The 18,207-nt window shown below is 37.6% G+C and carries 17 protein-coding genes and 9 tRNA genes; 23 read left to right on the top strand and 3 right to left on the bottom strand.

The window, feature by feature from the left end:
* Window positions 1–111 precede the first annotated feature (111 nt).
* The 9 genes from LQU94_RS07945 to LQU94_RS07905 all read left to right on the top strand — a co-directional run bounded on the left by LQU94_RS07945 (window position 112) and on the right by LQU94_RS07905 (window position 910).
* Window positions 112–185: transfer RNA gene (locus LQU94_RS07945), tRNA-Gly, on the top strand.
* A gap of 6 nt (window positions 186–191) precedes the next feature.
* Window positions 192–268, top strand: a tRNA-Arg gene (locus LQU94_RS07940).
* A 26-nt stretch (window positions 269–294) separates the two neighbouring features.
* Window positions 295–371: transfer RNA gene (locus LQU94_RS07935), tRNA-Gln, on the top strand.
* A gap of 4 nt (window positions 372–375) precedes the next feature.
* Window positions 376–451: transfer RNA gene (locus LQU94_RS07930), tRNA-Lys, on the top strand.
* Between the two features lie 7 nt (window positions 452–458).
* Window positions 459–547 (top strand) — tRNA-Ser (locus LQU94_RS07925).
* Between the two features lie 10 nt (window positions 548–557).
* A tRNA-Ser gene (locus tag LQU94_RS07920) sits at window positions 558–648 on the top strand.
* 9 nt (window positions 649–657) lie between these two features.
* Window positions 658–734 (top strand) — tRNA-Ile (locus LQU94_RS07915).
* A 17-nt stretch (window positions 735–751) separates the two neighbouring features.
* Window positions 752–827: transfer RNA gene (locus tag LQU94_RS07910), tRNA-Phe, on the top strand.
* Between the two features lie 7 nt (window positions 828–834).
* Window positions 835–910, top strand: a tRNA-Trp gene (locus LQU94_RS07905).
* 22 nt (window positions 911–932) lie between these two features.
* Here the strand turns inward: LQU94_RS07905 and LQU94_RS07900 are convergent.
* A complete protein-coding gene (locus LQU94_RS07900) occupies window positions 933–1,811 on the bottom strand; it encodes a ribonuclease H-like domain-containing protein (protein ID WP_230697141.1) in 879 nt (292 codons plus the stop codon).
* 51 nt (window positions 1,812–1,862) lie between these two features.
* On the opposite strand from LQU94_RS07900, the gene LQU94_RS07895 reads away from it, so the two are divergent.
* The 10 genes from LQU94_RS07895 to LQU94_RS07850 all read left to right on the top strand — a co-directional run bounded on the left by LQU94_RS07895 (window position 1,863) and on the right by LQU94_RS07850 (window position 11,162).
* Window positions 1,863–3,011: a cysteine desulfurase family protein gene (locus tag LQU94_RS07895; RefSeq protein ID WP_230697140.1), complete on the top strand. Its 1,149-nt coding sequence runs from the start codon at window positions 1,863–1,865 to the stop codon at window positions 3,009–3,011.
* The gene (gene thiI, locus LQU94_RS07890; protein WP_230697139.1) at window positions 3,008–4,192 is read left to right on the top strand and encodes a tRNA uracil 4-sulfurtransferase ThiI; all 1,185 of its coding nucleotides are present in this window, start codon (window positions 3,008–3,010) and stop codon (window positions 4,190–4,192) included. Before LQU94_RS07895 ends, thiI begins: the two co-directional genes overlap by 4 nt.
* Window positions 4,189–4,740, top strand: coding sequence for a LemA family protein (locus LQU94_RS07885; protein ID WP_230697138.1), 552 nt, complete (start codon window positions 4,189–4,191; stop codon window positions 4,738–4,740). The genes thiI and LQU94_RS07885 overlap by 4 nt, the downstream gene beginning before the upstream one ends.
* Before the next feature lie 10 nt (window positions 4,741–4,750).
* Complete coding sequence (locus tag LQU94_RS07880; protein ID WP_230697137.1) at window positions 4,751–5,560, top strand: YgcG family protein; 810 nt, start codon at window positions 4,751–4,753, stop codon at window positions 5,558–5,560.
* A gap of 155 nt (window positions 5,561–5,715) precedes the next feature.
* Window positions 5,716–6,255, top strand: a complete 540-nt coding sequence (locus tag LQU94_RS07875; RefSeq protein ID WP_230697136.1) for a helix-turn-helix domain-containing protein — start codon at window positions 5,716–5,718, stop codon at window positions 6,253–6,255.
* Window positions 6,256–6,265: 10 nt separating this feature from the next.
* Window positions 6,266–7,306, top strand: coding sequence for a spermidine/putrescine ABC transporter ATP-binding protein (gene potA / locus LQU94_RS07870; RefSeq protein WP_230697135.1), 1,041 nt, complete (start codon window positions 6,266–6,268; stop codon window positions 7,304–7,306).
* 2 nt (window positions 7,307–7,308) lie between these two features.
* A complete protein-coding gene (locus tag LQU94_RS07865) occupies window positions 7,309–8,136 on the top strand; it encodes an ABC transporter permease (protein WP_230697134.1) in 828 nt (275 codons plus the stop codon).
* The gene (locus LQU94_RS07860) at window positions 8,137–8,916 is read left to right on the top strand and encodes an ABC transporter permease (protein ID WP_230697133.1); all 780 of its coding nucleotides are present in this window, start codon (window positions 8,137–8,139) and stop codon (window positions 8,914–8,916) included.
* A 1-nt stretch (window position 8,917) separates the two neighbouring features.
* The gene (locus LQU94_RS07855) at window positions 8,918–9,955 is read left to right on the top strand and encodes a PotD/PotF family extracellular solute-binding protein (protein WP_230697132.1); all 1,038 of its coding nucleotides are present in this window, start codon (window positions 8,918–8,920) and stop codon (window positions 9,953–9,955) included.
* A 31-nt stretch (window positions 9,956–9,986) separates the two neighbouring features.
* Window positions 9,987–11,162 carry an FAD-dependent oxidoreductase gene (locus LQU94_RS07850; protein WP_230697131.1) on the top strand — a complete coding sequence of 392 codons (1,176 nt, stop codon included), beginning with the start codon at window positions 9,987–9,989 and terminating at the stop codon, window positions 11,160–11,162.
* A 32-nt stretch (window positions 11,163–11,194) separates the two neighbouring features.
* Here the strand turns inward: LQU94_RS07850 and LQU94_RS07845 are convergent, their stop codons facing one another.
* The gene (locus LQU94_RS07845) at window positions 11,195–11,893 is read right to left on the bottom strand and encodes a hypothetical protein (protein ID WP_230697130.1); all 699 of its coding nucleotides are present in this window, start codon (window positions 11,891–11,893) and stop codon (window positions 11,195–11,197) included.
* 9 nt (window positions 11,894–11,902) lie between these two features.
* Window positions 11,903–12,484 (bottom strand): matrixin family metalloprotease, encoded by a 582-nt coding sequence (locus LQU94_RS07840; protein ID WP_230697129.1) that lies wholly within the window; start codon window positions 12,482–12,484, stop codon window positions 11,903–11,905.
* Between the two features lie 303 nt (window positions 12,485–12,787).
* On the opposite strand from LQU94_RS07840, the gene LQU94_RS07835 reads away from it, so the two are divergent.
* From LQU94_RS07835 to LQU94_RS07820, 4 genes are all read left to right on the top strand, one after another.
* Window positions 12,788–13,816, top strand: a complete 1,029-nt coding sequence (locus tag LQU94_RS07835; protein WP_230697128.1) for a hypothetical protein — start codon at window positions 12,788–12,790, stop codon at window positions 13,814–13,816.
* 50 nt (window positions 13,817–13,866) lie between these two features.
* On the top strand, window positions 13,867–15,291 hold the full coding sequence (locus LQU94_RS07830) for a phospholipase D-like domain-containing protein (RefSeq protein WP_230697127.1): 1,425 nt from the start codon (window positions 13,867–13,869) through the stop codon (window positions 15,289–15,291).
* Between the two features lie 101 nt (window positions 15,292–15,392).
* The gene (locus LQU94_RS07825) at window positions 15,393–16,490 is read left to right on the top strand and encodes a BMP family protein (RefSeq protein ID WP_230697126.1); all 1,098 of its coding nucleotides are present in this window, start codon (window positions 15,393–15,395) and stop codon (window positions 16,488–16,490) included.
* A gap of 298 nt (window positions 16,491–16,788) precedes the next feature.
* Window positions 16,789–17,952 carry an IS256 family transposase gene (locus tag LQU94_RS07820; protein WP_230697125.1) on the top strand — a complete coding sequence of 388 codons (1,164 nt, stop codon included), beginning with the start codon at window positions 16,789–16,791 and terminating at the stop codon, window positions 17,950–17,952.
* Window positions 17,953–18,207 lie beyond the last annotated feature (255 nt).

Here is an 18,207-nt window from a genome sequence, read left to right as displayed (position 1 = left end):
CCCGAGTTGGCCAAAGGGGACGGACTGTAAATCCGTTAGCACTGCTTTCAGTGGTTCGAATCCACTCTCCTCCACCATAAGTATTACGGTTAGAAGTTTATTATTTACCATGCGGGTGTAGCTCAGTGGTAGAGCCCCAGCCTTCCAAGCTGGTTGCGAGGGTTCGATTCCCTTCACCCGCTCCATCATGAGCACCTATAGCTCAGTCGGATAGAGCAACGGACTTCTAATCCGTGTGTCGGGGGTTCGAATCCTCCTAGGTGCGCCATAAGCACTCAATTACAAATTAAATATTGGGGCGTAGCCAAGTCGGTAAGGCACCAGACTTTGACTCTGGCATTCCACAGGTTCGAGTCCTGTCGCCCCAGCCAATAGGATCCATTAGCTCAGTTGGCAGAGCACCTGACTTTTAATCAGGGTGTCCCGCGTTCGAGTCGCGGATGGATCACCAATTTTACGGAGAGGTATCGAAGTGGTCATAACGAGGCGGTCTTGAAAACCGTTAGGGTTCACGCCCACGTGGGTTCGAATCCCACCCTCTCCGCCATTTTTTGTATGGAGAAGTACTCAAGTGGCTGAAGAGGCTCCCCTGCTAAGGGAGTAGGTCCTTCACGGGGCGCGAGGGTTCAAATCCCTCCTTCTCCGCCAAATAGGTGAGGGCCTTTAGCTCAGTTGGTTAGAGCGCCCGGCTCATAACCGGTAGGTCCAGGGTTCAAGTCCCTGAGGGCCCACCAAAATTTGACTCACCTATGCCCAGATAGCTCAGTCGGTAGAGCAGTGGACTGAAAATCCACGTGTCGCTGGTTCGATTCCGGCTCTGGGCACCATTTTTATAGGAGTATAGTTCAGCTGGTAGAACGTTGGTCTCCAAAACCAAATGTCGTGGGTTCGAGTCCTACTACTCCTGCCAAAAAAACCGTGTAGTCTTTTGACTACACGGTTTCTTTGTTTTCTGGAGTTTGTCGTATATGATGGAGCAGAGTGAAAATCTGAGGCAAATAGATTTCTTTATTGTAGGCGAGGAGAAGATATCCTTCTGGTAGGGGAATAGGGTTTTGAATTTTATAGGGGATTTCTATTACGCTACAAGAATCTTCTTGGTTATAGTAGGTGTGAATGGGGAAGATTGTAAGAGAGAATGTTCCTTCTTTTTCTTCATATAAGAAATTTTCTTTATGAAGGAATTGAGAATAAGAGGGAGAGATTTTTCCAGAAAATTCCCATTGTTTTCCATTTTCTTGGGCGGACTCAATGGTTGCTGTAAAAGATTCTGCTTCATATTTGCATTCTTTCAATAAATCCTCATACATTTTACGGATGGTGTTCATGGCCGTTAGATTTTGTTGAATGGCTTGAAACATAGGAACGTCATCTTTTTCCTCAAAGGGATAATAGGTTTCGTAAAGTTTTGGGCCTAATGTGATTTTCGATCGAGGGTCCATTTCTTTTGCGAAGCTTTTCATACTATAACTTTCTCTTGGTTTGAGGAATTTATATTTCCTAAGCTCTACATAAAGGTCTAGGGACTGGTTTTTCCATTCTTCTTGAATGTCTTTGTATTCTTTGAAGAAAAGAGAGGACTCGAATTTGCTATTGAAAGTATAAAAGATTATTCCTGTGTTGGATTGAATATACTGATATAATGGTAGTAGGAAGTTTTTTGTAGACTGATTTTTTTGTATTCTTGCGATTTGAAATGTATCTTTGTGGGGAATGTAGATTCCGTAGGCAAAGATTTCATCGAATCGTTTTTGGTATCCACTGGTGTAAATTTGCACGAGGGATACGTGGTTTGTATTTTTCTTTTCCATGGAAACTCCTTTCATGGAAAGTATATCATATTTTTAGCTTGAGGTGATGGAATGATATATTTGGATAATTGCGCTACAACAAAGCCTTCTCCTAAGGTGGTAGAGGCTATGGTGGAGGCGTTAACTTTAGATTATGGGAATCCTTCTTCTCTCCATTCTTTTTCTCATGAAATCAATAAAAAGAAAGAGTCGATTCGTAAGGAGATTTTGCGGTATTTTCATGGAAACAATGGACAGTTGATTTTTACTTCCGGAGGAACGGAATCCAACAATTTGGCTTTGAAAAATTTAATTGATGGGAATCTCCGAAATGGGAAAAAGGTAATTTCAACGAATATCGAACATCCATCGATTTTGAATTATTTGAAATCTAGGGATGATATTGAGTTGGTTCTATTGTCTGTGAATGAAACGGGACATATTGAAGAAGAGGACTTATTCCGTGCTTTGGATGAGGAGACAATAGTGGTTTCTTTGTTCCATGTAAATAGTGAATTGGGTTCTGTAAATTCTGTGGAAGAATGGGTACCTAAGATTCGAGAACAATATCCCAAGGTGAAAATTCATATTGATGGGGTACAAGCGGTTGGGAAAATCCCCGTGGATGTAGGTAAGATTCGTTGTCATACCTATAGTTTTAGTGGCCATAAATTCCACGGTCCCAAAGGAATTGGCGGTCTTTTTGTGGCAAAAGAAATTCATCTAACGCCTTTATTACAGGGCGGGGGCCAAGAAATGGGACTTCGCTCAGGAACGGAAAATGTGCCTGCGATTTATGGTCTTGGACAAGCCTTTGGTGAATTAAGGGAATATAAAGAGGATCATTATAGAAAAATCGAAGAGTTAGGAAAGAAAATGATGGAAAAAATTTCTGAGAGTATAGAGGATATTCGTATCAATTCCCAAGGAATTTCTAGCCCATTTATTTATAATATTAGTTTTGCCGATGCTCGGGGAGAAGTAATTCTTCATATGTTGGAACAAGAGGAAATCTATATTTCGACTTCTTCGGCTTGTTCTTCAAAGAAAAAAGGGAAAAATCCAATTTTAGAAGCCATTGGTTTGAATGAAAATTTAGCGGAAGGCACCATTCGGATTTGTTTTTCTCATCTAACAACAGAAGAGGAAATCAATACATTTGTGGAAGCTTTGGAGAGAGTGGTAGGAGAAATTAGAAGTATTATTCGGAGGAATGCGTGAAAAGAGTTATTAGTTTAAGTTTAGGAGAAGTTGTATTAAAGGGGAAGAATCGCCAATATTTTATTCGCCGGATTCTTCAGAATATTAAGACGGTTTTAGATGGTACATCTTACGTTGAGATTCAACAAGAAATGGGTAAAATTAATATTGAAATAGATCCTGTGGATGAGACAGAAATCATTGATCGTTTGAAATATGTTTTTGGAACGGTTTACATTAGCCCTACGTGGGAAATAAAAAGTGATTTTGAAACCATAGTGGAGGAATCTGTTTCTTATATTAAAGGTCTTTTGAAAGAAAATCCTCGCTATAAAACGTTTAAGGTTATGGCGAAGAGAGGGGATAAATCTTATCCTATGAATTCCCAAGAAATCAATATGGAATTAGGGGGAAGAATTTTAGAAGCGATTCCGGCCCTTTCTGTAGATGTTCACCATCCAGATATTGCCTTTCATGTGGATGTGAAAAAGAAATCTTATATTTATCATGAAAAGATTTCTACTTATGGAGGTTTGCCTTTAGGAAGCAATGGACGTGGCTTGTTGCTTTTATCAGGAGGAATTGATTCGCCGGTAGCTGGATTTTTAATGGCAAAACGAGGGGTGCAAATGGATGCATTGCATTTCCATTCCTATCCTTTTACTTCTCAAAAAGCAGAAGAAAAGGTAATGGATTTGGCACGAGTTTTGTGTCGCTATACGACAAAAATGACAATGTATAGTGTGAATTTATTAAATATTCAGAAGGAAATCAATAAAAATTGCCCACCAGACCAAATGACCGTTTTGTCTCGCCGTTTTATGATGCGGATTGCCAATGAGATTGCGAGAAGAAAAGGTTATGTAAGCATTACAACGGGAGAAAATTTAGGGCAAGTTGCTTCTCAAACCCTTCACGGTCTTACTGTAACAGACAATGTGGCAGAGCCAATTGTTTTTCGACCTTTAATTGGTATGGATAAGTTAGACATTATTTCATGGGCTACAAAAATTGGAACGTATGATATTTCCATTCAGCCTTTTGAAGATTGTTGTACTGTATTTTTGCCAAAACACCCAAGTTTGCGTCCAACGGTAGAAGAAATGGAAGAATCGGAATCGGTATTGGATGTGGATACTTTGGTGAAAGAGGCAGTGGACTCTATGGAAATCCATAGAATGAATGCAAAGGAGACATTATGAAAAAATTAATACCTGTTGTTGTCATTATTGTTATTTTGGCGGCAATTTTTGGATCCACTTATAATAAGTTGACGGGACTAGATAATCAGGTGGACGTGGCATGGTCACAAGTAGAAAACACTATGCAAAGACGTGCGGATTTGATTCCGAACTTAGTGGAAACAGTAAAAGGCTACGCGCAACATGAAGAAGACGTATTTACCCAAGTAACAAACGCTCGTAGTGCGGTAAATAACGCACAAACACCAGAAGAATACGCAGAAGCCAACGAGCAAATGAATGAAGCAATGCGTAGTATTAATGTTGTAGTAGAAGCGTATCCAGAACTAAAAGCCAACGAAAATTTCCAAAATTTACAAGCGGAGTTGGCAGGAACAGAGAATCGTATTGCGGTAGAAAGACAACGTTATAACGAAACCGTTGGGGATTATAATTTGTCCGTTCGTCGTTTCCCTACCAATTTGGTAGCGGGGATTTTGGGATTCCAACAACGTCAATACTTTGAAATTTCTGAAGGTGCAAGTGAGGTTCCACAAGTACAATTTTAGGAGATGAGCCATGAAGAAAAATCTATTTTCCATATTTTTTGCTGTAATGATTCTTTTTTCAAGCTCAGTAGTGTATGGGAAGGATTTACAACTGCCTGAGGCAAGTCATGAATTTTATGTTTATGATGAAGCAGGTTTGTTAGATGACAAGGCAAAAAATGAAATCGTACGTATTAACGAAAATTTATATGAAGAAACAGGGGCGCAAATTGTTATTGCAACCTTAAATCATTTGCCAGAAAATGCCACAAGTAAAGAGACCGCTGTGGAGCTTTTTGAAAAATGGAAAATTGGAAGTGCCGATAAAAATAACGGAATTCTTCTTTTGATAACCATGGAAGAAAGAGAGTTCCAAATGGAAGTTGGATATGGTTTAGAAGGCCCGATTCCTGATATGGTGGCCCAATCGATTTTGAACAATATGACTTCTTATTTCCAAGAAGGCGAGTTTCAAAATGGAATTTTGAACGCTTTTTATGATGTATTGGGAAAAATTGAAGAAGAATACAATGTAAGTATTTCTAGAGATGCTTCTCTGAAACCAAGTAGGCCAATAGAAGATAGCAACAATAGAAACCGAGAGCGGATTATCGGTATGGTTGTTCGCATCGTTATTTTTATCATCCTTATTTCCATCTTTACAGGTGGCGGTGGTCGAGGCGGTCGTAGACGAAGATACCGTGGACCAATTTTCTTCCCTGGAAGTTTTGGTGGCGGAGGATTCGGCAGCGGCGGCTTCGGTGGAGGCGGCTTTGGCGGCGGAGGAAACTTCGGCGGTGGCGGTCGTTCTGGCGGCGGAGGTGCCGGCGGTGGCTGGTAAATAGAAGAATAGGTACAGTCTGAAAAGGCTGTACTTTTTTTGTGGAAAAATTATTTTTATAGATTGGAAAGAACATCTTGACCAGCTCTTTTCAAATCTTTATAATAAAATAGTTGTTTAGTAATTGTAAATTTTTAGTTTAATGGAGGTGGCGTATGGACATTGGAAGTCGAATTCGATTGTTGCGGCAACAGCAGAATTTAACTCAAGAAGAATTGGCAGAACGATGTGAATTAACCAAGGGATTTATCTCTCAAATTGAACGGAATTTAACCAGTCCTTCCATAACGACCTTCTTATATATTTTGGAAGCTTTGGGAACGAATCCAGAAAATTTTTTCAAGAACACGCAAGTGGAACAACGAGTTTTTCATGAAGAAGACTTTTTTGAAGCAGAAAATGAAGAATTGGGATATCTTCTTTCTTATATTGTGCCAAATGCTCAAAAAAATGAGATGGAACCTACTTTATGGGAGATTCAACCGGGAGGAGAGACAAAAATTCTCGGTCCTTTTGAAGGGGAATCTTTCGCCTATATATTTTCGGGGCAAGTGGAATTCCATTTTGGGAAAGAAGTAGAAATGGTAAAGAAAAACCAAACCATTTATAGTACAGGAGAAGAGCCTCAATTTTTTCGGAATAAAGGCAAGTCCGTAGCAAAGGTATTGTGGGTTTGTAGCCCGCCAAGTTTTTAGGAGGTGGAATATGGAGCAAAATTTAATTCATTTAGTAAATTTAGAAAAATCTTTTGATGATACAAAAGTCTTAAAAGGAATCAATTTGTATATTCGGGATAAGGAGTTTTTGACTTTACTTGGTCCTAGTGGATGTGGAAAAACGACAACATTGCGTATGATTGCCGGCTTTGAAACGCCAGACGCAGGAGAAATTTTATTTAACGGAAAAGATTTGATGAAATTAAAATCCTACGAAAGACCAATTAACACCGTATTCCAAAACTATGCCCTGTTTCCTCATTTGAACGTTTTTGATAACATTGCCTTTGGCTTAAAAATTCAAAACATTCCAGAAAAAGAAATGAAAGAAAGGGTAAAAGAAGTTTTGCGTTTGGTAAATCTTCCGAACTTTGAAAATCGTACCATTGACTCCCTTTCTGGAGGACAACAACAACGTATAGCTATTGCAAGAGCGTTGGTAAACGAGCCCAAAGTGCTCTTATTGGACGAGCCCTTGGGCGCGTTGGACTTAAAACTTCGAAAACAGATGCAGTTTGAGTTGAAACGAATTCAAGAAAAAGTAGGGATTACTTTTATTTATGTAACTCACGATCAAGAAGAAGCCCTTACTATGTCGGATACCATTGTTGTTATGAATGAGGGAGAAATTCAACAGATCGGATCCCCTATTGATATCTATAATGAGCCTAAAAATGCCTTTGTAGCGAATTTTATTGGCCAGTCCAACATTTTACCTGCCATTATGAAACAAGACCGTTTGGTAGAGATTGAAGGGGTGGATTTCATTTGCGTAGACAAGGGGTTCTCTCCCAATGAAAAAGTAGAAGTAGTTATTCGCCCAGAGGATGTGGAATTGGTGGAACCAACCGAAGATTTGTTAAATGGATTGGTAAAATCGGTTGTATTTAAGGGCGTTCATTATGAAATGATAGTAAATGTAAAAGAAAGAAATTGGGTGGTTCAATCAACGGTAGCCCCAGAAGTGGGAAAAACGGTAGGAATTCGTGTAATTCCAGATAACATCCACGTAATGAAAAAAGGGGATTGATTATGAAAAAATATTCCATACCTTTTATTTTTTGGACCGTCTTATTTGTGATCTTGCCCTTGCTTTTGGTAGTGGTTTACGCATTCAATGGAGTAAAATCTATGGATATGCAGTCTTTTACCTTTAGTTTAGAAAACTTCACGAGATTTTTTGAATCCCTTTATATTCGGATTTTGATTCGATCCGTTTGGTTGGCTTTGGCCTCTACAGCGGTTTGTTTAATTATGGGCTATCCAATTGCTTATATCATTTCCCAAATGGAGGCAAAAAAAGGTTCTATGTATATTCTTTTGTTTATTATTCCTATGTGGATGAACTTTTTATTAAGAACCTACGCATGGATTACTCTTTTAGGAAGAAATGGAGTATTAAATCGAATATTAGGCTTAATTGGCTTAGGACCTTTTGATATGATGTACAATCAAGGATCCATTCTAATGGGTATGATTTACAATTTCTTACCATTTATGGTCTTGCCAATCTACACCATTCTAACAAAAATGGACCACTCTTTAATTGATGCAGCGAAGGATTTAGGCGCCACTCCAAGAATGGTGTTTCAAAAAGTTATTTTGCCGTTAAGTGTCCCTGGAATTACCAGTGGAATTTTAATGTGCTTTATTCCTGCCTTATCTACTTTTGTTATCTCTTCTTTATTAGGAGGAAATAAATATTACTTGGTAGGGAATTTAATTGAGCAACAATATCGATTTACAGGAAACTGGCCTTTTGGCTCAGCTGTATCGGTTGTTTTGATTGTAATTATGTTTGTATTATTAGGAGCGTTCCGTTTGTTTACGGGGCCAAAGAAAATGGAAGGGAGGAAATAAATGGCAAAGTGGATGAAAAAAATTTATTTGGGACTCATGCTCTTGTTCTTGTATCTTCCCATTGTTGTTCTGATTGTATTTAGTTTCAATGACTCAAAACTACGGGGTGTTTGGGCTGGATTTACCCTTCATTGGTACACAGACTTGATTTCCGATCCAATTATTTTACAAAGTTTCTACTATACTATTTTGGTTGCTGTGGTGGCGACGGTTTTCTCGACGATTTTAGGAACCTTGTCTGCCATAGGAATTCAGCAATATCGAAGAAAAACGCAAAATTTATTGTTAAACGTCAACTATTTGCCAGTTTTGAATCCAGACATTGTTACAGCCGTTGCCTTAATGAGTTTGTTTGGATTCATCCAAATGGAACAAGGGCTTTTGACAATGATTTTATCTCATGTCGTTTTTTGCATGCCCTATGTGATACTCAACGTATTGCCAAAACTCAACCAGTTAAATAAAAATGTATTGGAAGCAGCCTATGATTTAGGAGCAACTCCTTCCTATGCTTTACGATATGTAATTTTGCCTCAAATTAAGCCGGGGATTATTTCTGGAGCTTTAATGGCCTTTACCTTGTCTGTAGATGATTTTATTATCTCATTTTTTACCACAGGACAAGGGGTGTCCAATTTAAGTATTACACTGTATTCCATGGCAAAAACGGGAATCAATCCATCGATGAATGCGATTTCTACGATTTTATTTGCAACGGTGCTTATCCTTTTGCTGATTATTAATAAAAAAGATATTGATTTAGTAAAGTTTGAGGTGTAACATGAAGAAAATGTATAGTATTTTTCTTTTGGTGGCCCTGTTTTTCTTAACGTCTTGTCGTAGCTCCGAAACCGGTCGAGTTCTTCACGTTTACAACTGGGGAGATTATATCGACATGGAAACCGTGGCAATGTTTGAAGAAGAAACGGGAATTAAGGTTGTCTATGACACCTTCGCCTCCAACGAAGATATGTATGTAAAAATAAAGCAGAACTCCGATCCATACGACGTCGTTGTTCCTTCGGAATATATGATTGAGCGGATGATTCGAGAAGATATGCTTCTGCCTTTAGATAAAAGCAAATTGACGAATTTTGGTAAATTGGATCCACGACTTATGGACAAAGAATACGATCCGGGGAATCAGTACAGCATTCCTTATTTCTGGGGGACATTGGGATTGATTGTAAATCGTTCCTATATTTCAGAAGATATTGATTCTTGGAGTGCCCTTTGGGATAATAAGTATAAAGGTCAAATTATTATGTACAATTCTCAAAGAGACAGTATCGCTGTAGCCTTAAAATATTTAGGGTATTCTATGAATAGCCGCAATCCAAGGGAATTGGAAGAGGCAAAAAATGCCTTGATTCAACAAAAACCTTTGGTTTATGCTTATTTAGCAGACGAAGGGCGAGATGTAATGAGTCAAGGAGATGCAGGAATTAGTGTAATGTATTCAGGAGATGCTCTAATGATGGTAGACGAAAATCCGGATCTAGAGTATATTATACCTAAGGATGGCACCAATCTTTGGTATGACTGCTTTGCCGTGCCAAAAAATGCCAAGAATCCAGAAGATGCCATGGCTTTTATTGACTTTATGTGTCGTCCAGAAATTGCCGAAATGAACGCGGAATATTCTGTTGGCTACACATCGCCGATACCTGAAGCGATTGAATTGTTACCAGAAGAAATCAAGGAGAACCCGTTGGCGTATCCAGATTTGGACAATATGCCTCCTACTGAGGTATATCGTGATTTAGGAGAAATGGTAGAGCTATACGATCGAATTTGGACCGAAGTTACGGCTCAATAAGAAATTTTAATGTCTGAAAGTGAGGAAAACTGTGAATTTTAATTATGCAATTGTAGGAAATGGAATCGCTGGCTATACAGCAGCAAAGGAAATTCGTAAAAATGACAAAGAAGGTACGATCGTATTGATTTCAGAAGAGCCATACGAAACTTATTACCGTATTAAAATTACAGAATTAATCTGTGAAGACGATACAACACAACCTTACGTTTGCGATGCAAGCTGGTATGAAGAACATGATGTAGACAAAGAATTAAACGCACGTGTAAAAGAAATTATTCCTGAAGAAAAACGCTTAATCTTAGAAAATGGAAAAGAAATTACAGCGGACAAAATTCTTTTGGCCGTAGGAGCAAGTGCTTTTGTACCACCAATTAAAGGGGTAGAGAAAAAAGGTATTTTTGCTCTTAGAAAATACGAAGACTTAATTCAATTTAGAGAATACGTAGAAAAATATGACCGCGTTGCCGTATTAGGTGGCGGAATCTTAGGTCTAGAAGCAGCGGAATCTTTGAAAGAGCTAGGAAAAGAAGTTAGCATTATCGATCGCAGCGATTACGTAATGACTCGTCAATTAAACCGCGAGTTGGGATTGAGCCTAAACGAACAATTAAAAGACGAAGGATATTCCGTTTACCTAAACAAAAACACAGAATGTTTCTTAGGGGACGATAAAGTAGAAGGAATCCAATTTGATGATGGAACAAGCATTGAGGTAGATGCGGTTCTTATGTCTATGGGCGTACGTCCAAACTTAGAATTGGTAAAAGATACAGCCATTGAAATCAACCGTGGAATCTTAGTAAACGAGAAAATGGAAACAAGCGTAGAAGGAATCTATGCCGCAGGGGATGTAGTAGAAGTACACGATCAAGTATTGGGATTGTGGACAGCTTCTATGGAAATGGGAAAAGTAGCTGGTTCAAACTTATCTGGAGTAGAAGCAACTTATGACGTTCCAAAATTGTTTACAAAATTGGACATGGGAGATGTTCAAATTTTCAGCGTAGGCGCAATTGGAGAAGGCGACGTTTACAAATACGATGAAGGCGTAGAACACCACCGTCTATTTGTAAAAGATGGCATCGTAACAGGAGCGATTTTATACGGAAATACAAAAGCAATGGGCAAAGTGAAAAACTATGTTTACCAACAAAAAGCCATTGCAGATGTACAAGAAGAAGTATATCCATTTACAAAAGCATAAATAAAAAACACCACCTTACAAGGTGGTGTTTTTTATTCTCTTTCTACGGTTCCAAAACGATTCTCTTCGGCCAAAGTATTTTCATATTCTTCTGTGGTCAACTGCCCTCTTTCATAGCTCTCTTTGAGTTGTTGTAGATAAATATCTCTAGGATTTGTAGCGTCAGTAGAGTTTTCCAAAAGAGAAGGATCGATGGCATCTTGAGAATCTGCTACTCCATAAAAAATTCCATCGTTTCCCTTTATATAGATACCAAAGGGACCCGTTACAGTATCATAATAATCTTCGTCTGTCTTATAAGTATCAAAAGGGAACTTGGTTAAGAAAAAGAGATAATTTTGTTTTCCATTATAAGAAATAGAATCAAAATCAGAAGAAGTGCTCTCTCCTTTGTATTTTCCTCCCAAGGAACGAATTTGTATTATTTCTTTTTCTTGAATATCCCCTTTAAAAACTTTTATAACCTCAAACTGAGAGTCTTTATGAATCAAAGGAGCCCCTCCATTGGTAGGCTTGATTTTGAAAGGGGGAAGATGACCCTTAAATTTTGCTTCAACTACCAAATAAGAACGTTGAATTTTTTCTTCAGGAGTAAAATAAGGGTAGGAAGAGGAGACCTCTATTTCCTGAGAAGTATTTTCTCCTTTCGTGGTATCTTCCTTTACAAAAAAGAAAAGCCCACAAAGAATACACAGACTCAATAGAGCAAAAATATATTTTTTGTTTTTCATTATTTCCTCCTAACCGGGGATTTGAATTTTTACGGCAGAAACAGCATTGAGATCATCAGGTCTTAAATAGCGGAATTCTCTATTCGTATATACAAGTTTGTACATAACAGCATCTGTAGTTTGAGAATGATTAATACAGACACTATGTCCCATTTCATGTAAAAACACACTATTGGTGTCATAGCAAGAAGGTTGTGCGCTATTTGCCCAATTATAACTGGAATTAATGTTGACATCTGATTCAAAAAAATAGAACTGTCCTGGAGGCAACCGTGTGTTTTGGGCAACATAATCTTTTCCTGCGGCTACTTTATAGATCCTTGAAATTCCATCTTCAGATGGATAATTGGTTTTTGAATGAGAACCGGATACTTGCAAAAAATTTTTACCAAGAGCTGCGTTCCATTCATACATGGCATCATTAAAATGTTTTTTAGAGAGAGTAGAAAATCCCGAGTAAACTTGGTAACGTAAAACATTTGCGGGCCTATTTGTATGTAAGGTATAAGCGTATATTTTTCCTGAAGTTAAGAAAGTGGGAAAAAATAAAATCAGAAGAGTAAAAAATGGAATCTTATATCTTAATTTCATGGGAACTCCTTTCTAAGTACAAAATATCAGAATTCTTTGCGAGTGTATCAAAAAAAAAAAAAAACAGTCAATGGATATATGAAAATATTAGATTGAATGAAAACATTTAAGATAGGAAGAGGATAAGGTTTTTTTATCTCTTTGTGTACGGTTTAGAGGGAAATATAGCCATTTTTTTGAAGGGATAGATTCGGGAAGAAAACAATTCTTATAAAATATAGAGGAAAATTTCAAAAAAGGGTGTATTTTATGGTATGATAAGAAAATAATATGGGCTTTTTATACAATATGGAGGTTCGAACTATGAACAAAAAACTGCAAAACGGAATTATTTTTGCAATCTTCTTACTTATTGTTTTTTTATCGACATTATTACAAGCCTTTCGAAGCGATATCTTATACCCATCCATGGTACAAGAAAATTCTTCTTTCGACGGATTGATTTTCGATAACCCAGTAAACGTAAGTGATTTTTCTGTAGTACGTTCTATTGAAAAATCGGGAGATAGCAATCTTTTTAAGTACGACGTTTCTTTTCATTATTCAGGAGATCGTTCCGATGTGCGAATTCTAAATACTCCTGTACGACAAATTTATTTGCCAGAGGGCGTGGAGCCTTCTCGTAGCAATGCGACCTTAAAAGGGGAGTATGAAAAAGTAAATCAATCCATTTTGGAGTCGATGAATTTGAAAAACATCTATGGTTTGGATTCTGATTTTGCTTTCTTAGCCAAGTCAGAGATGCGCATTTCTTTGAATGAAGATGTGGGCGAATATCAAATGACCATTTATACGGCTCCTAGAGAAATTACTTATACAGGCCGTAAAAAATTGGCCGATGCGGGGGTATTTATTACCAACGCTAGAACCGAACGATTTACGGATAATTTAGGAATTCGAGACAAGGGAATTAAGCCTTTTACCAATACAAAAACCCAATCGGGAATCTATGTAAATAGTTTGGAAATCGTAAACCAAAATACGGTAAATACAGCCAATTTATTGGATAAAGTATCAGCAGCCTTTTTTGTAATTGGCTTTGTGTTGGTGGTAGCAACCATCTTCCTAGGAAAGAAAAATTTATTCCCTGTAACATTAGTAGGAATGTATTTAACCTTATTATCCATGCCAGGACTTTTGTCTAAGGGTGGATCCAATCTTGGTATTTTGGTAATCTTCCCTGTTTTATCTTTCCTTGCTTATTTAGGAGCGAGATTGATTCATAAACCAAAATTAAAATTAGAAGCAAAAGATTTCAAACAAGCCTTAGGGGCTACCATTCTTTTCTTCTTCTTATGTATCTTGTTGTTTATCGTTCCAAGAGGTCTATAATCGAAAGCCGATTCATTAGAGTCGGCTTTTTCTTTTGAAAGGAGGAAGGAATGAAAAGAAAGAAAGGAAAAAAGTTTATGATTTTTTTATCGGTTCTTTTATTGCTACTAATCGTCCCTTTTCTTTACAGTTTACAGACAAAGAACCCTTTGGGAACAGGGTATAATAGCGGTCTGTTTTTAGCGGACCAAGTAGAATTTTTTCAAGATCTTTCCTATGAGAAAGAAGGAGAAATACAAAGAGAACACGAAATTTTCAAAGAACAAATTAAAATGATAGAAGAAGCACAAAAGTTTTTGTTGTTGGATATTTTCCTATACAATGATGAATACGATCGAGAAAAGATGGAGTATCCAGCACAAGTTAAGGAAATGACGGATGTTTTAATTCAGAAGAAGAAAGACAATCCAGAGATGCCCATTGTTTTCATTACAGACCCCATTAATAATTTCTACGGTGCCTACGAACAAAAACATCTCACTCGCTTAAAAGAGGCCGGGATTGAGGTACATGTAACAGATCATAATAAGATGAAAGATAGCAACCCCTTGTTCTCAGGGTTATATCGCGGGTATATACAGTGGTTTGGTACATCGGGAAAAGGGTGGATTCCCAACTTTTTTGACAAAGAAGGACCAAAGGTAAATCTTCGCTCCATTTTGAAATTGGCGAATTTTAAGGGGAACCATAGAAAAGTTATGGTTTCGGACAATGTGGGATTTGTATCCTCTTCCAATCCCCATGATCCCAGTGGATACCACTCCAATGTTGCGATAAAATTCAATGGAACGGCGGTAGAAAAATTATTGGAATCGGAACTGATTTTGCTTGAAAAAGTGCCAGAAGCTATGACAAATTATCGTGCTCAGCAAATTATTGAGGCCTATGACTTTGTAACCATATTAACGGAAGAAGCCATTGAAAAAAGTTTGATTCAACACATTAAGGAAAGTGAAAAGGGAAATCAGATTTGGGTTGGCGCCTTTTATATTTCCGACTTTGATATATTAAAAGCCTTAGGAGAGGCAGCGGATCGAGGCGTGGACGTGAAAATAGTGGCCGATTTGAATAAAGATGCGTTTGGAATCGAAAAAAATGGAACGCCAAATCGCCCTGCCTTAACAGAACTTGTAGAGAAGCATCCAACCATTCAGGTTCGTTGGTATAATACCCACGGAGAACAGTACCATACAAAGATGATGTATTTCCAGAGAGAAAAAGGATTGAATAATACGGCGATTCTAGGAAGTGGCAATTTTACAAGACGGAATCTAAAAGGATACAATTTAGAGACGAATGTAGAACTAACCATGGAAGAAGGAATATTGGACCAAGACATTCAAAACTATTTTGAGAAAATTTGGAACAACCAAGGGGGAGAATATACTTTGCCTATGGAGGAATACAAGGAAGAAAACTCCTTCCTAAGAATTCTATGGAAAATTCAAGAAAAAACCGGTTTGTGTACTTGGTAAATGAATACAAAAAACAATGGGAAAACTATTTCTCATTGTTTTTTTATTTCCTTGAGTATATAATAAAACCATAGCAATAAATTAAATTTAAGGGGGACGCTATGAAGAAAAAATCACTAGTACTTGCTGTGATGATGATGCTTACATTCGTTTTAGCCGCATGTGGATCAACTGATACAGCAAACAACGCTCCTGCAAACAACGCTCCTGCAAACAATGCAGAAGCTACTGAAGGAGAAGCAACAGGTAGTTTAGATCTTAACGTTGGTTTTGTAACTGACGAAGGTGGAATCAATGACCAATCTTTCAACCAAGGTGTTTGGGAAGGTTTACAAAAAGCACAATCTGACTTCGGTATTACTGCTGCTTACAAAGAAAGTAACGAAGCAAATGACTATGCTCCAAATCTTGACACTTTAGTAGAAGATGGAAATCAATTGGTAGTAGCTGCTGGTTTCAACTTAGGTGATGCTTTATTAGAAGCTGCTGAAATGAACCCAGACGTAAACTACGCAATCATTGACTACGCTTATGAAGATGGCCCAGATAATATCGTAGGTATTACATTTAGAGCAGAAGAACCTTCTTTCTTAGTAGGTTACATTGCTGGTATGACTACTGAATCTAACTCTGTAGGATTTGTTGGTGGACAAGAATCTACAGTAATCCAAACATTTGAATATGGATACAGAGCGGGCGTTGCTTATGCAGCCAAAGAATTAGGCAAAGAAATCAACGTTACAACTCAATACGTTGGAGATTTCTCTGACGCAGCAAAAGGAAAATCTATTGCAGCAAACATGTACCAACAAGGTTCTGACGTAGTATTCCATGCAGCTGGTGGAGCAGGGGACGGAGTTATTGAAGCAGCAAAAGAAGCTGACAAATGGGTAATCGGTGTAGACCGTGACCAAAGCTCATTGGCTCCTGAAAATGTATTGACTTCAGCTATGAAACGTGCAGATAGCGCAGTTTACAATATTATTAAAGACCTATCTGAAGGAAAAGACTTCCCAGGCGGAACTACTATTTCTTACGGTTTGGCAGAAGGCGACACAGTTGATATCGCACCAACTTCTGATGTAAATGTAAAAGCTGAAATTCTTGAAAAAATCCCAGGAATCAAAGAAAAAATTATTTCTGGCGAAATCAAAGTTCCAGCAAATCAAGCTGATTACGAAACATTTATTGCTGAATAACAAAAAAGCCCTCAATGGTTTGGATTTTTAATCCTTCCATTGAGGGTATTTTTATAAGAAAATATATAATTCATGTATAATACAAATAAATATTGATATTATACAAAATATATGATAACTTCATATAAAGAAACAACTATTGTTTTTTATAGATTTAATTTTATAAAATTTACTTTAATCCTAGAGAGGAGGAGAATATTGATAAAGTCCATATAATTGTGTAAAAGTATAAAAGGTCATGGCCCCCTTTTTTAAGGTACAATGTTTTTGACTATAAAACATACCTGAAAGGAGAACCATGACACAAGTACATTTTACCTTAAAACAAGAAGAAATCCAAAAATTAATTGAAGGCTCTGCAAAAGATGAACTTTCAAAGAATATTTTAACTACCGTCTTTAACCAACTTATGGAAGAACAGAGGAATCAATATATTGGCGTTGGTGCCTATGAGAGGGATGAAAATCGTGTATCCTCAAGAAATGGATATTATGACAGAGAGTACACAACTCGCATTGGTAGCCTTACTTTGCGTGTTCCTCGTACCAGAGATGGCCTATTTTCTACAGACATCTTCGATCGTTATCAAAGACATGAAAAAGCACTTTTAGCGGCCATGCTCGAGATGTATATCTCTGGCGTCTCTACAAGAAAAGTTAGCCAAGTAGTGGAAGAATTATGTGGGAAAAACATCTCCAAATCATTTGTTTCCAACCTCACAAAAGAATTAGACGATATCGTAGAAAACTGGAGAAATGCTCCCTTTGAGAAAAGTTATCCTTATCTCATGACGGATGTCTTGTATATAAAAGTCCGAGAAAATTCTCGTGTGGTTTCTAAAAGCTGTCATATTGCCATTGGCTTCAATGAAGAAGGAGAACGAGAAGTTCTAGGTTTTCTCATCCAAGAAGGCGAAAGCGAAGCAACTTGGACCCATTTCTTTGAATACCTAAAGAGAAGAGAGTTGAAAGGGATTCAACTCGTCATCTCTGATGCTCATAAAGGGCTAGTACAAGCGATTCGTAAGTGTTTTACAGGCGTTTCTTGGCAACGTTGTCAAGTCCATTTTGTAAGAAACATATTTGCTACCGTCCCTAAGAAGAACTCCTCTCTTTTCAGAGAACAAGTAAAAGCCCTGTTTCGAATCACAAACCTTGAGCAAGCCCGAGCCTTAAAAAATGAGATACTAGAACAATTTAGTGAAGAAAAAGGGTATCAAATTGCTTGTACATGTTTGGATGAAGGCTTTGAGGATGCCTTCCAATATGTAATCGTTGGCCAAGCACATACACGGATTCGCAGTACCAACCTCTTAGAGCGCCTCAATCAGGAAGTACGAAGAAGAGAAAAAGTTGTTCGCATTTTTCCAAATACAGCTTCAGCCACTCGTTTAATCGGGGCCATGTTGATGCATCAACATGAAGATTGGATAGGTGCTACAAGAACTTACATAAAACTTTAGAAAATAGCAAACATTGTACTAGGAACTTTTACACAAGATTTTGGACTTGACTACAGGATTCGTATTTTCAAATCTATTTGAAACGGATTGAGAGTTTATTATTAATAAAAATTCATTCTCTTTATGAGGTAGTAAATGAACATCTAAGGCTTTCCTTTCTTTCTCTTCGATCCGCCCAACTTAAGGAAGTGGGGGTATCTCTGCAATATAAAAATATCCGTAGTTTTTTACAAATTTCTCTACAAATATTTATAT

This window comes from Peptoniphilus sp. KCTC 25270, assembly GCF_021012875.1.
GTDB lineage: Bacteria > Bacillota > Clostridia > Tissierellales > Peptoniphilaceae > JAJMZJ01.
Note: the sequence above shows the minus strand (reverse complement) of the source record. Positions and strands in the feature narration are given on the sequence as shown.